This is a genomic window from Niabella beijingensis, assembly GCF_020034665.1.
Taxonomy (GTDB): domain Bacteria; phylum Bacteroidota; class Bacteroidia; order Chitinophagales; family Chitinophagaceae; genus Niabella; species Niabella beijingensis.
Genome location: NZ_JAIQDI010000002.1, coordinates 1491356 through 1504047, shown reverse-complemented (window position 1 = coordinate 1504047; position 12692 = coordinate 1491356). Strand labels below are relative to the sequence as shown.

At 44.9% G+C, this 12692-nt stretch carries 11 protein-coding genes and 2 tRNA genes; 8 read left to right on the top strand and 5 right to left on the bottom strand.

Going from position 1 to position 12692, the window contains the following annotated elements; all coding sequences use genetic code 11:
* Positions 1–48 precede the first annotated feature (48 nt).
* The 3 genes from K7B07_RS22355 to K7B07_RS22345 are packed head-to-tail and all read left to right on the top strand — an operon-like array spanning position 49 to position 3201.
* Positions 49–651, top strand: a complete 603-nt coding sequence (locus K7B07_RS22355) for a DUF4254 domain-containing protein (RefSeq protein ID WP_223712763.1) — start codon at positions 49–51, stop codon at positions 649–651.
* Positions 651–1679: a glycosyltransferase family 9 protein gene (locus K7B07_RS22350; protein WP_223712762.1), complete on the top strand. Its 1029-nt coding sequence runs from the start codon at positions 651–653 to the stop codon at positions 1677–1679. The genes K7B07_RS22355 and K7B07_RS22350 overlap by 1 nt, the downstream gene beginning before the upstream one ends.
* A 40-nt stretch (positions 1680–1719) precedes the next feature.
* Entirely contained in the window at positions 1720–3201 is a 1482-nt protein-coding gene (locus tag K7B07_RS22345) for a S41 family peptidase (RefSeq protein WP_223712761.1), read from the top strand.
* A 90-nt stretch (positions 3202–3291) separates the two neighbouring features.
* Here the strand turns inward: K7B07_RS22345 and K7B07_RS22340 are convergent, their stop codons facing one another.
* Genes K7B07_RS22340 through K7B07_RS22330 form a run of 3 tightly spaced genes read right to left on the bottom strand, consistent with a single transcriptional unit; the run spans position 3292 to position 5271 of the window.
* Positions 3292–3558, bottom strand: a complete 267-nt coding sequence (locus tag K7B07_RS22340) for a hypothetical protein (RefSeq protein ID WP_223712760.1) — start codon at positions 3556–3558, stop codon at positions 3292–3294.
* A 38-nt stretch (positions 3559–3596) separates the two neighbouring features.
* The gene (locus K7B07_RS22335; protein ID WP_223712759.1) at positions 3597–4787 is read right to left on the bottom strand and encodes a M20 metallopeptidase family protein; all 1191 of its coding nucleotides are present in this window, start codon (positions 4785–4787) and stop codon (positions 3597–3599) included.
* Between the two features lie 55 nt (positions 4788–4842).
* A complete protein-coding gene (locus K7B07_RS22330; RefSeq protein ID WP_223712758.1) occupies positions 4843–5271 on the bottom strand; it encodes an SPOR domain-containing protein in 429 nt (142 codons plus the stop codon).
* Between the two features lie 173 nt (positions 5272–5444).
* Between K7B07_RS22330 and K7B07_RS22325 the strand changes: the two genes are divergently transcribed.
* The 5 genes from K7B07_RS22325 to K7B07_RS22305 all read left to right on the top strand — a co-directional run bounded on the left by K7B07_RS22325 (position 5445) and on the right by K7B07_RS22305 (position 7494).
* Positions 5445–5687, top strand: coding sequence for a uroporphyrinogen decarboxylase (locus tag K7B07_RS22325; RefSeq protein WP_223712757.1), 243 nt, complete (start codon positions 5445–5447; stop codon positions 5685–5687).
* 39 nt (positions 5688–5726) lie between these two features.
* The gene (locus tag K7B07_RS22320; protein ID WP_223712756.1) at positions 5727–6761 is read left to right on the top strand and encodes a glycosyltransferase family 2 protein; all 1035 of its coding nucleotides are present in this window, start codon (positions 5727–5729) and stop codon (positions 6759–6761) included.
* Between the two features lie 43 nt (positions 6762–6804).
* A complete protein-coding gene (locus K7B07_RS22315) occupies positions 6805–7047 on the top strand; it encodes a hypothetical protein (RefSeq protein ID WP_223712755.1) in 243 nt (80 codons plus the stop codon).
* Between the two features lie 104 nt (positions 7048–7151).
* Positions 7152–7224: transfer RNA gene (locus K7B07_RS22310), tRNA-Gly, on the top strand.
* Between the two features lie 184 nt (positions 7225–7408).
* A tRNA-Leu gene (locus K7B07_RS22305) sits at positions 7409–7494 on the top strand.
* Positions 7495–7670: 176 nt separating this feature from the next.
* On the opposite strand, the gene K7B07_RS22300 is transcribed toward K7B07_RS22305, so the two are convergent.
* Together K7B07_RS22300 and mgtA are read right to left on the bottom strand one after the other, a co-directional pair.
* Positions 7671–9914, bottom strand: a complete 2244-nt coding sequence (locus K7B07_RS22300; protein ID WP_223712754.1) for a nitric-oxide reductase large subunit — start codon at positions 9912–9914, stop codon at positions 7671–7673.
* Between the two features lie 230 nt (positions 9915–10144).
* Positions 10145–12682, bottom strand: coding sequence for a magnesium-translocating P-type ATPase (gene mgtA / locus K7B07_RS22295; protein WP_223712753.1), 2538 nt, complete (start codon positions 12680–12682; stop codon positions 10145–10147).
* Between the last annotated feature and the right edge of the window lie 10 nt (positions 12683–12692).

Here is a 12692-nt window from a genome sequence, read left to right as displayed (position 1 = left end):
TACATTTGCGGGATATTTAATTGTTTACCAGACTTAATAAAACAGCGAATGCATACAGCAGCATGGATCCGTATTTTTCAGCAAAGCATTGAAGCGTATCATAAAACAGATAATGTCGACACCCCCCTGCAAAACCCTTATACAAAAGGGACGCTGGAATTTTTAATGTATGAGAAAAACTGGATCGATACGGTACAATGGCACCTGGAAGATATTATCCGTGATCCGCAGATCGACCCGGTAAAAGCGCTGGAGATCAAGCGGAGGATCGACAGTTCCAACCAGCACCGCACCGACATGGTGGAGTATATCGACAGCTGGTTCCTCCAACAGTACCGGGAAGTACAACCGGAAGCGGGCGCCAGATTTAATACTGAAAGTCCGGCCTGGGCCATCGACCGCCTTTCGATCCTGGAGTTAAAGATCTACCATATGAACCTGGAAGCCACCCGTACTGATGCCTCCGAAGCACACCGGGAAGCCTGTGCCGTAAAGCTGCAGGTATTGCATACGCAGCGGGATGACCTTTCCACTGCCATTGATCAGCTGCTGACCGACATTGAAGCCGGCAGAAAATATATGAAAATATACAAGCAGATGAAAATGTATAACGATGAAAGTCTGAACCCGGTCCTTTATCAAAAGAAATAATGAAGACCGCTCCTGTACACATACTGGCATTGCGGTTTTCCGCACTGGGAGATGTGGCCATGACAGTACCCGTGCTGAAATCGGTACTGGCACAACATCCGCAGCTACAGATCACAATGGTCTCCATCCCCTTTCACGCCCCCCTTTTTGAAGGTATCGACCGGTTGCATTTTTACGGTGTTGATATAAAAAAGGATTTCAAAGGGATTCCGGGATTGATGCGGCTCGCGCGCAAATTAAAGACCGGTATCCGGTTTGATGCTGTGGCGGATCTGCACGATGTGCTGCGCACCAAGATCATCCGCAGGTTTCTCGGGGCCGTACCCATAGCGGTTATCGACAAGGGCCGGAAGGAGAAAAAAGAACTGACACGGCCAAAAAATAAAAAGCTGCGGCCATTGCCCCCTACCTTCGAACGTTATGCGGCGGTATTCAGAAAACTGGGAATTCAGGTGCAGCTCACTGTTGCAGACGGATTATTACCAGCACCACTCCGCTCTGCCGCAACAAACATCCCCCCGCAGCCCTTCGCAGTGGGTATTGCACCTTTTGCAAAGCACGCAGCTAAGATGTATCCTGCGGAAAAAATGAAAGAGGTCATCCGGCAGTTGCAGGCAGACAGGAACCTGCAGCTTTTTTTATTCGGCAGCAGAACAGAAGCACCGTTGCTGCAGCAATGGGCGGGTGACGCTGAGAACATTACGGTTGTTGCCGGAACCTGTTCCTTTAAGGAAGAACTTCAGCTGATCGCAAAAATGAATGTCATACTCACCATGGATTCCGCCAATATGCACCTGGCTTCCCTTTACGGCGTTCCCGTGGTATCCGTCTGGGGCGGTACCCACCCCTACCTGGGTTTCTATGGCTGGGGACAGGATCCTGACAATGCGGTTCAGACCGATCTTCCCTGCCGCCCGTCCTCGGTCTTTGGCAATAAGCCCTGCCCGGTACATGGAGCGGCGGGTTGTATGCAGGAAATTACACCCGGAATGATCGTCGATCAGATCAAAAAGAATTTATATTCTTAAAGGAATTAATTCCTATCTTTTCATAAATATTCCGGATTCTATGCGTGTATTCAATATGGGCTTTATTGTTGGCCTGTTCCTGTTGTTGCTTACATCCTGCGGAGATAAAAACAAGGATGTGGATGTTCCCCCCAACCCGGGTACAGAAAACGAACTGATCGCCGATTCCATTTACCTGTTCTCAAAAGAAATCTATTATTGGGACGCCATTCGCAGCACCAGCTATGAAACCTTTAAACCCCGGCAGTATGTAAAAACAAGTGCATTGGAAACTGCCGAAGCCACTATTGCCAAAGTAAGGAGTTACAGTACCGAAGATCAGCTTAAAGAATACAGCTATGCTACGGATTATTACGACAGTGAGGCCAGCAGTAAGGCCACGCAGCCCGAAAACAGTTATGGCTTTTTTGTAAAACCGGGCTGGAAAAACAGGCAGCTGGCACCAGCAACACCGTCAAATTTTGCGGGCTGGTATGTTACCTATGTTTTTCCTGACTCTGATGCAGGGAAAAAAGGAGTAAAAAGAGGGTGGAAAATGATCAAAGTTGATAATACAACGTTGAACTACACGCAGTCCACTGTTGATGTCCTGAACAACATGTTTTATAATGAGACGACCAAATCAGCAACCGTTACTTTTGAAAGGCCGGATGGCCAGCAGGTGCCGTTGAACCTGACTATTACTTCTTTCACTCCCAATTCCGTTTTATACTCGGACGTAGTGCAATCGCCCAAGAGAACAAAAGCCGGCTACCTGGTTTATAAATTTTTTGACAACCTGACCGATTCCCGCGCATCGCTTATTGCCGCATTTCAGAAATTTAAAGATGCCGGTGTTACCAATATCATCCTGGACCTGAGGTATAATAACGGGGGCTTTACGCTTACGCAGGACTTTATGGCCAACAGCCTGGCCCCGGCCAATGTAAGCGAAGGTGCCAAGATGTACACGTATTATTACAATCAAAACCTCCAGTCGGGCAACTATACCCTGATGCGCACGCGGCATACCTATAGCGCCCGCTATTACTCACCGGATGCCAACACAATCACCTTTACAAAGACGGCCGGAACACGGGGCTTCCCCATCACCCCTGCTAGGTTATTCGTTATTGTAAGCGAGCATACTGCATCGGCGGCAGAACTGCTGATCAATGATCTGAAGCCTTATTTTAACAGCAACATACAACTGATCGGTGATGACAATACCTATGGTAAACCGGTGGGCTTTTTCCCGATTGACCTATTTAAAAAAATAACCTTCTGGACGGTTTCCTTTATGACAAAGAACAGCCTGGATCAATCAGTTCCCTTTAACGGCATTACACCGGATTACCAGGTTTATGATGGAGTAGATAAATCCTGGGGAGATGTAACGGAAGACTGTACAAAAGCTGCGTTAAATCTTATTGACGGCAACCCGGTTCAGGTTGCTGCAACAGCAATCACCAGTGCGCGGGCGGCAATAGCTGCACCAAAGGTGCAGCTTAAAAAGCAGTATTATGATAACCTGCTCCGTTGAGCTGCTGTTCTTTTACCGGAATGCGATCCGGCCTGCAGTTTAAAAGGAAAGGAATTCTCAACGGCAATTGCCCTGGTAAATACAGCACACTTATTTCTTATTCTTACGGCAAAAGATAAAACAACATTTCTTCTTTTTCTTTGCTGTTGCTTTTTCAGTTATGGCTGAAGTACTGTCCTGTGCTGGCTTGATATTTTCGATCCGGTTCTTATTCCTGTTATCCGGATGCCTTCCGCTGCTTTCTTCCTGCCCGATCAAAAAATCACGCGCTGTTTTTGAAGAGTCGCTCCCGGACTGCCCCGATGCCGTTAAAGAACATATGGTAAATAATACCCCGGTTATTATTATTTTAATCATGATGTTTTTTTATAATGATGCAATCAGGCCGCCGGTTCTTATTTCAATTTTGTTAAATCTGCTGCAATGGCCAGCCAGGCCATCATTCCCATGCCCAGTTCAATGGCATTTTCATCAATATCGAAGGTAGGTGTGTGTACCCCGGAAACAATGCCCCGTTCCTGGTTCATCACGCCCAACCGGTAAAAACACCCGGGGATCTGCTGGGTATAGTAACCAAAATCCTCTGCCCCCATACGGATCTCTGTTTCGCCCACCCGGTCGGCACCAGCATAAGTCTCGGCCAGTATTGTGGCGCGCCCGGTCAGCTCCTCATTATTGTATACACTGGGATAGCCTACATCAATATGCAGGTCCAGCGTTCCTCCCATCCCTTTTACCAATCCTTCTGAAATATCCCGCAGGATCTGATGTGCTTCAAAACGCCAGGCTTCGTTCATGGCACGGAAGGTACCCTTCAGCTTTACTTCATCGGGGATCACATTGGTGGTGGTGCCCCCGTTGAATGCGGTAATGGACAGCACCGTGGGGTTTTGCGGATTATTTCGCCGGCTTACTACCTGTTGCAATGCCACCACCAGATGAGAAGCGATCAGTACCGGATCCACACAGAGATTGGGCGCAGCGGCATGTCCGCCTTTTCCTTTTATGGTAAAATAGAGCTCATCGGCGCTGGCCATCACCTTTCCTCCCCTGAAACTGAGCTTTCCAACCTCAAGACCCGGATGTACATGCAACCCGAAAATAGCGGCTGGTGCAGGATTTTGCAATACCCCTTCTTTGATCAGGAGACTTGCTCCACCGGGGTTTTTTTCTTCTCCCGGCTGAAAAATAAGTTTTACCGTTCCCTCCCAGTGCTCTTTTGTTTCATTGAGGATCTTTGCAGCACCCAGCAGACAGGAAGTATGTACATCATGTCCGCAGGCATGCATCACATTCTCATTTACCGAGCGGTAACTTACTTCGTTCAGTTCCCGGATGGGCAATGCATCGATATCCGCTCTCAGGGCTACTATTCTTTTCTCCGGATTACGGCCTTTTATCAATCCGATCACTCCGGTAACGGCCATTATCTCAAAAGGGATCTCCATTGCCCCCAGTTGTTCCTGTATATACCTGGAAGTTTCAAATTCCTGGTAACTCAGCTCCGGATGGGCGTGCAGGTGCCGGCGCACCTCAATAAGTCCGGGAGCGTATTGTTTTGCCAGTGCTCGTATTTCATCAATCATCCGGCAAAAATAACTGATAATGCGTGTATTGGGAAATCGGGACTTCAGGTACAGCTCACTCCTCGCTGCCGGAGCTGTCCGGGCTCACTTCCACGATATCATTCATCAGGAAAACCCCTCCCGGAAAAAACGCGGAAAGCCGTTTCTGATAAGCCTGCGCCTCCTGGCGGGAGGTAAAATTCCCGGCCTTCACTTTAAAATAAGGCGACTGGTGCCACATATAGGGTTTGAGTTCCGGAAAGTTTGAGTAGATCTTTGTACGGGCAGCAATAGCCTCTGCCTTATTATTAGTGCTGATGATCAGCAGCCGGTACCCCGGAGCTGTTCTTCTTTTTGTGGAATTACGGGTGGATATATTATTTACGTCGGCCTGCTTCTTAAGCAGCTGATCAATACGCGGGTCTTTATACACAGCTACGCCTCCCTGTGCCTTTAACTGGGAAGACAAAAAAAACAGTAAAACAGGTAAAAGAAGATACTTCATATTTTTCTAGGGGGTTAAAATCGAATAGTCTACCGGTCCGTTCCAGTCCACCTAGTGTTTAAACTCAGATTATCCAATGACTGAAAAGGTTGCAGCAAAAATAATGCTATAAATCCAATAACTTTATTCCACCGGGAAAACCGGTCATTTTTTTTAACCATCAGATCCTGATTATGAATGATTATATCGAATACACCGGTTATCTGGCCATGACACTGCTGGTTATTTCATTTATTCCCAAACGGCTGGGCGCGATACGGATCATTAACTTTGCAGGTTGTGTATTCTTTATTGCCTATGGGATCCTTTTGGGATGGAAATGGCCCATCATTATTTCGAATGGACTGATCGCCATTATTCAGCTTTACCATCTTTTTGTTAAAAAACAATCGCAGACAACAGATAAAAGAGATTGATTGTGATTTGCTTGCCTTATTTTTGAATCTTTGCATTTCATGAAGATCCCGTCTGTTGCTATTGTCATTTTAAACTGGAATGGTAAAAAATACCTGGAGCAGTTCTTACCCGGCGTGGTACGCATCCGCTATGACCGTTTAGAGGTGGTAGTGGCGGATAACGGATCAACGGATGACTCAGTTGCCTACCTGGAAAAGGAATTCCCTGAGGTGCGCATTGTCCGGTTTGAGGAGAATCATGGATTTGCCAAGGGCTACAATCTTGCGCTGGAACAGGTTTCTGCCACCTATTACCTGTTGCTGAATTCTGATGTACAGGTTACGGAGGGTTTTCTCGATCCGTTGCTGCAGCTGCTTGAAACAGACCCGTTCCTTGCCGCCTGTCAGCCCAAGATCCTCTCTTACAACCATCCCCGGTATTTTGAATATGCGGGTGCCGCGGGAGGATGGCTGGATCATTACTGTTATCCTTTTGCCAAAGGCCGGGTCTTTGATTTTACGGAAACAGACGAGGGACAATATGATACCCCCGCTCCCGTTTTCTGGGCCAGCGGCGCAGCCTTGTTTATACGGGCGGCTGTTTTTCATGAGGCGGGTGGCTTTGATCCGTACTTCTTTGCCCACCAGGAAGAGATCGATCTCTGCTGGCGGATACAGCTGCTCGGGTATGGGATCAGCTCCTGTCCGCAGTCCGTTGTTTACCATGTAGGGGGCGGCACCCTACCAAAAGGCAATTCCTTAAAGACCTATCTCAATTTCCGCAACAACCATATCATGATGTTCAAAAACATGTACGGATGGAGGCGGTTGTATGTAATCCTGCTGCGGGCTGTACTGGATGGTGTTTCGGCGTTCAAAAGCCTGCTGGGCGGAGACGGCGGCTATTTTATAGCGGTGGCCAGTGCGCACCTGTCTTTTATAAAATGGATGCTTGTCGACCAGAAGAAAAGTACATTCCCGAAGGATAAAAAGAAGCCGCTCAGTGGCTTTCTGAAAAAGAACATTGCCTGGGAACATTTTGTAAGAGGTAAAAAAAAGTTCTCGGAAATTGTTGACAAAGAAGTGACAATTTAATAAATAGATCCTTATTTTTGCGGCATAATATTACTGATACAGAATGGAACATAATTTTGACGTTGAGCAAATAAAAGAACAGGAATACCAGGAAGAATTAAAGCAAAGCCAGAAAAAGGATTTTAAATTCAGTTGGGTTTCATCTTCTGCCTTTTTATTTTACCTGACATTTGCCTGTCTGATCCTGTTTACATGGGGAGGCTGTTACCGTCTTTATACCAAGAGATTTGAAAAGCCTGCTGTTACCATTCAGGAAAGCACTTTATATACTCCGAAGTATAAATAAAAAAAAGTTGCCGATTTTTTTTGTAATAAAAATAAATCGCTTATATTTGCAACCCCTTAAGTAACAATCCAATACTTGAGAAGAATACAAAAGTTCTTATAAATGCGGAAGTAGCTCATTTGGTAGAGCACGACCTTGCCAAGGTCGGGGTGGCCGGTTCGAGCCCGGTCTTCCGCTCACGAAAAAAGGTCCTCTCAATAGAGAGGATTTTTTTTGGGCGTTGGTTCTTCGACATGTTCAGAACCAGCCCCGTGAAGTAGTTCTTAACTTATTTCCCGATAGCTATCGGGATGGTAGACACACAGCGCTCGAGTTATTCCTGGCCGATGATGACAGCAAAGGTCTGAGTTCTTAAAATATTGCCCTGGTGGTGGAATTGGTAGACACGCAGGACTTAAAATCCTGTGGGCAGCAATGTCCGTGCGGGTTCAAGTCCCGCCCGGGGCACTGATTATCAATCAGATAGAAAGGTTCGCACAAGCGAGCCTTTTTTGTTTTTGAGAAATTTGCATACAATTTGCACATGGAGATTTCCCGGAGATATTAAAGAACTTTATTACTGAAGTTAACTCTTTTTAAGCACTAATCCTATTATCCGTTATAGTCATTTTATTTGAACGACATCACCTTTTTTCTTTTAAGGACCAGCCAAACTTTAGGCCTATAATAAAAACTACCAGTAACAGTTCTCCTATTGCGAGCAAAATATCACCAGGCACACGCATCCATCGCAAAAAATGCATCACATCAGTCTGCATAAACTCTGCTGACCGGGCATACCAGTATCCGTTTTTAATGGATGCCGCAGATTGCATAATGCCAATTGGCAAAAGGCTTATGGTTACCATAACCAACAAGCCTATGTTTGTAAGCCAAAAAGCCCACCCTATCAGCTTATCATTCCACTGTCGTTCCGGGTATAGCCCCCTCAGCACAAATAGCATTAATCCTATTCCCAGAATACCGTATACACCAAAGAGTGCCGCGTGGCCATGGACTGCTGTTGTATTCAGCCCCTGAATATAATACAATGCAATTGGTGGATTTATAGCAAAGCCAAAGATGCCTGCACCCAGAAAATTCCAGAAACACATTGCGATAAAACAGTAAATGGGCCATTTGTAAGCTTTGATCCATTTTGTAGACTTACTAAGCTGGTAGTTATGGTAGGCCTCGTATCCGATCAGCACCAACGGAACAATTTCCAATGCGCTGAAAGTAGCACCTAGCGCTAGAACTGCGGTTGGTGTTGCCGAAAAATACAGGTGATGAAAGGTTCCTAAAATACCTCCGGATAAAAATATAATAGTGGAGAACAATACTGCGTTTGTTGCTGACTTTATTCTTAGTAATCCCAGTCTGGTAAATAAAAAACCTGCCACGACCGTTGCAAAAACTTCAAAAAATCCTTCTACCCAGAGATGTACCACCCACCATCGCCAATATTCAGCAATGGCCAGATGCGTCTGTCGGCCATACATGAGCCCAGCCCCATAAAATAGAGCAATGGCTACTGAAGCCACAACAAAAAGGATTAGTAAATGTCGATTTTCATCTTTTCTTTTCAAAGCCGGCATTAGCGCTCTCAGCATTAACACCAACCAAAGGAGTAAACCAATCAATAGCAAAATCTGCCAGATTCTTCCCAATTCAAGATATTCATACCCCTGATGTCCCCAAAGGAAATTGTCAACAAGGCCCAATTTTTGCATAACACCCATCCATTGACCAGCGAGCGAACCAAGCACAACAATTAATAGAGCACTGAACAGTATGTTTACACCCAATTTTTGATATTTAGGCTCATATCCTGAAACAGCGGGTGCTATATACAAACCCGTTGCCAGCCACGATGTGGCAATCCAGAAAATAGCTAACTGTACGTGCCAGCTACGGGAAACAGATTGGGGCAGAAACCGATCCAGCGGTATCCCATAAAAAGCACTCCCTTCTACACCATAATGCGCTGTAATAACACCCGATAGCATTTGCACCAAGATCAAAAGAGCAACAATCCAGACATACTTCAGGGTTGCTTTCATTGACGCAGTGGGTTTCATATTTCGCAGCGGATCTTCCAACGGGGGTTTTTCGCTCATTTCATCGTCCTTATTCCGCGCATGATACAGCACCAAAATTCCTAAACAGGTTAAAAGCATCAGCACGCTAAATCCCGACCATAAGAATAAAGATCCAGATGGCGTATTGCCTACCAGTTCTTCATGCGGCCAGTTATTTGTATAAGATACGTCATTGCCAGGTCGATTCGTAACACAGACCCAGGTGCTCCAGGAAAAGAAAGCAGTCATCTTATTCATACGGCTACTATCTTTGATCGTATGCACAGGTATGGCATAGGCATTTCGTAATTTTGTCATCGAAGAATCACCCATAAAAAGTTTAGCATAATACTCCTCTAATTGCTTGTATACCCTAGCTCGCTCTGGCGAAACAACAATTGCATTCGTTTTTTCATCAAATGTATTGGTACGCAACTCTCTTTTTAACAAGATCCCATATTTAGCCTGCTCTTCGTCAGGAAGCTCCCGATATATCTTACCATCTTTTTTCGCCAATTCTTCGAGCAATAAAGAAGCTTCGCGATGGAGATAATCTGCCGTCCAATCCGGAGCAATATATGCCCCATGTCCCCATACGCTACCCACGGTTTGCCCTCCGATCGATTGCCAGACATTCTGACCATCTTTTATATCCTGGCCGGTATATAGTAGCTGGCCACCTGTCTCAACCACTTTGTCAGGAATTGGGGGTATTTTACGATAAATATCTACTCCAAAGTATAAAAGCACCGCAAAAGATGCTACAATGACTGTGGCAAGCCAGCTCCATAGTTTTTTAGGTGTCATAATTATCTATAGTTTTGTATTATAAAGCATTGGATTTTCTATGGGAGCCCGTTTATGCTCAAACGCAATCTCACTACAATAACTTAATATGTCTGACAGCAGAGCTTAGTAGCTTAAAGTTACTAACTTTTCAAAACCAGAAAAATCATTTACAATTGACGATCCGTTTAATCAATGTAGCTCCAAATAAGATCCCACACTCTTCAAAAATTCAACAATCAATATCTGTATTACTTCCGTATAGTCATTTTAAGATAGAATCTTCGCTTTACATACTCTGCAGTAGCAGCATATCCCATAACAATCAGCAGCATCCACCCATAAAAAGAAAATGGCAATGGCACAAAACCCAAAAATAAGCCAACTGGTGTGAAGGGTAATATTAGCACAACCAGCACAATTACAATAGCTGCCCGCGTAAGCAATTTTCCCGGCCTGCTTTTGAAGAACGGAAGCCGGGTCCGCACAATAAGTAGCACCATCACTGCCGATATAACAGATTCCGTAAACCAACCCGATTGAAATTCTTTTTCATTGGCATGCAACAAAAATATGAGTACACCAAAAGTAAGGTAATCAAAAACGGAACTCAGTAAACCAAATACGATCATAAACTTACGGATGAATGAAAGATTCCAACGCTGAGGGTGTTTGATCGACTGCGGATCAACATTGTCTCTGGCAATTGCCGTCTCCGGGAAATCAGTCAAAAGATTGGTGAGTAAGATCTGCTTGGGTAGTAATGGTAAAAAACGCAGGAATAATGAGGCACCGGCCATACTAAACATATTCCCGAAATTGGCGCTTGTTGCTATAAAAATGTACTTCATTGTATTTGCAAAAGTTTTGCGCCCCTCAATGATACCATTCAATAAAACCCCAAGGTCTCGTTTTAGTAGTACAATATCTGCTGCCTGCTTGGCAACATCTGCTGCCGAATCAACGGAAATGCCCACGTCGGCTACATGTAATGCCGACGCGTCATTGATACCATCTCCCATATACCCTACAACACATCCGGATCTTTTAAGTGCCCGGATGATCCGTTCTTTTTGATTGGGCTCCATCTCAGCAAATACGTCAACCTGACGGACTCTCTGAAGCAAGGCAGGATCACTTATTTCACGCAGCTCTATTCCCGTGAGTATTGCAGCAGATTTCAACCCAATATTTTCTGCCATCCGGGCACTAATCAGGGCATTGTCACCGGTTATCACTTTTAAAGCCACACCCGATTCGTTCATTTTCTTCAAGGTTTCTATAATATCTCCCTTGAGGGGGTCAAAAAAAGTAATAAATCCCAGGAACACCATCTCAACTTCATCATCCTTCTGAACTATTGATGATGTTGGAAAGCGCCGGTAAGAAATCCCCAATATACGTGCGCCCTCGTTACTTAATACTTCAAAGCGGTGATTTAAATCCTGCATTAATTCGTCAACGGGAACAATACCTTCTGCTGTTTCTACCCGGTTACAGCAGTCCAACACATTTTTAAATGCCCCCTTGGTAACCATCAGACTTCCATCGTTATCTAAAACCTGAACGGACAGTCGCTTGCGAATAAAATCATAGGGTATCTCTCCGATTATCTTGTAATTGTAACGGTACTCAGAAAATGCAGTCATTATTGCCTCGTCGATGGGATTATGAAATCCTTGCTGCAGTGCCGCATTCATCCAGGCATATTGCGCTGCTTTTTGACTGGTCTTACCCCCTGCATCCAAAGCTTCTTTCAATACTACTTTGCCTTCTGTAAGCGTCCCTGTCTTATCGGAACAAAGCACATTCATGCTTCCGAGATTCTCAATAGATGATAATCGTTTTACTACCACCTTTTGGGCTGCCATCCGTGATGCTCCGGTGGACAGGTTAATGCTTACTATTGCCGGGAGCAATTGCGGTGTAAGACCCACTGCGAGTGCGAGAGAAAACAAAAAAGAATCTAATGCAGGTTTATGAAGCAGTACATTGATCGCGAAAATGGAAAGCACTAATAGCAGCGTTAGTTCCATCAGCAAATAACCAAACCTTCGAATACCTTTCTCAAAATCTGTCTCAACTGCTGCTATTTGAAGGTTGGCGGCAATTTTTCCGAACTCCGTATATACTCTTGTATGTATCACCAAAGCAGTAGCTTTTCCGCTAACGACGCTGGATCCCATAAAAAGAGTATTTAACCGCTTCATTAACGGAGCATCTGCAGCTACTATTCCCTTTCTTTTCTCAACAGGAAATGATTCTCCTGTAAAAGTGGCCTCGTCCACGAACAGTTCGTTGGAATCCAATAAGAGGCAATCTGCAGGAATAATATCGCCCGCCGTAAGCTGAACAATATCACCTGGAACAGCGGCTTCAAATGGAACTTCCTGTTTACAACCATCCCGAATAACTGAAAAGCGCAATTGGACCAACTTAAGCAGCTCTTGAACGGCCTTATTGGCTCCCTTTTCCTGCCAGAAACTCAGGTAACTACTGACAAACACAATCAACAATATGATCAACATATCGGAAACATCGCCTAAAAACGCGGATAAGACTGCTGTTGTAATGAGCATTATCGTTATCGGACTTTTAAATTGCCGGAGAAACAGTAATAAAAGTGAAGTCCGATTATTGTCTTTAACCAAGTTAGGACCATATTGTTTTAACCGGTAAGCCGCGTCCTCACTGCTTAAGCCATCCCTATTACAGGAAAGCTGCGAAAAAAGATCTTCAACAGAGCTACTCCAGAAGCTTTCGGTATTTAACTGTGATTGATAACTCATAACTGGAATG

Bases quoted from the DNA above. Each gene is read 5' to 3' on its own strand.
- K7B07_RS22355 (WP_223712763.1), top strand. From the start codon at position 49: ATGCATACAGCAGCATGGATCCGTATTTTTCAGCAAAGCATTGAAGCG.
- K7B07_RS22350 (WP_223712762.1), top strand. From the start codon at position 651: ATGAAGACCGCTCCTGTACACATACTGGCATTGCGGTTTTCCGCACTG.
- K7B07_RS22345 (WP_223712761.1), top strand. From the start codon at position 1,720: ATGCGTGTATTCAATATGGGCTTTATTGTTGGCCTGTTCCTGTTGTTG.
- K7B07_RS22340 (WP_223712760.1), bottom strand. From the start codon at position 3,558: ATGATTAAAATAATAATAACCGGGGTATTATTTACCATATGTTCTTTA.
- K7B07_RS22335 (WP_223712759.1), bottom strand. From the start codon at position 4,787: ATGATTGATGAAATACGAGCACTGGCAAAACAATACGCTCCCGGACTT.
- K7B07_RS22330 (WP_223712758.1), bottom strand. From the start codon at position 5,271: ATGAAGTATCTTCTTTTACCTGTTTTACTGTTTTTTTTGTCTTCCCAG.
- K7B07_RS22325 (WP_223712757.1), top strand. From the start codon at position 5,445: ATGAATGATTATATCGAATACACCGGTTATCTGGCCATGACACTGCTG.
- K7B07_RS22320 (WP_223712756.1), top strand. From the start codon at position 5,727: ATGAAGATCCCGTCTGTTGCTATTGTCATTTTAAACTGGAATGGTAAA.
- K7B07_RS22315 (WP_223712755.1), top strand. From the start codon at position 6,805: ATGGAACATAATTTTGACGTTGAGCAAATAAAAGAACAGGAATACCAG.
- K7B07_RS22300 (WP_223712754.1), bottom strand. From the start codon at position 9,914: ATGACACCTAAAAAACTATGGAGCTGGCTTGCCACAGTCATTGTAGCA.
- mgtA (WP_223712753.1), bottom strand. From the start codon at position 12,682: ATGAGTTATCAATCACAGTTAAATACCGAAAGCTTCTGGAGTAGCTCT.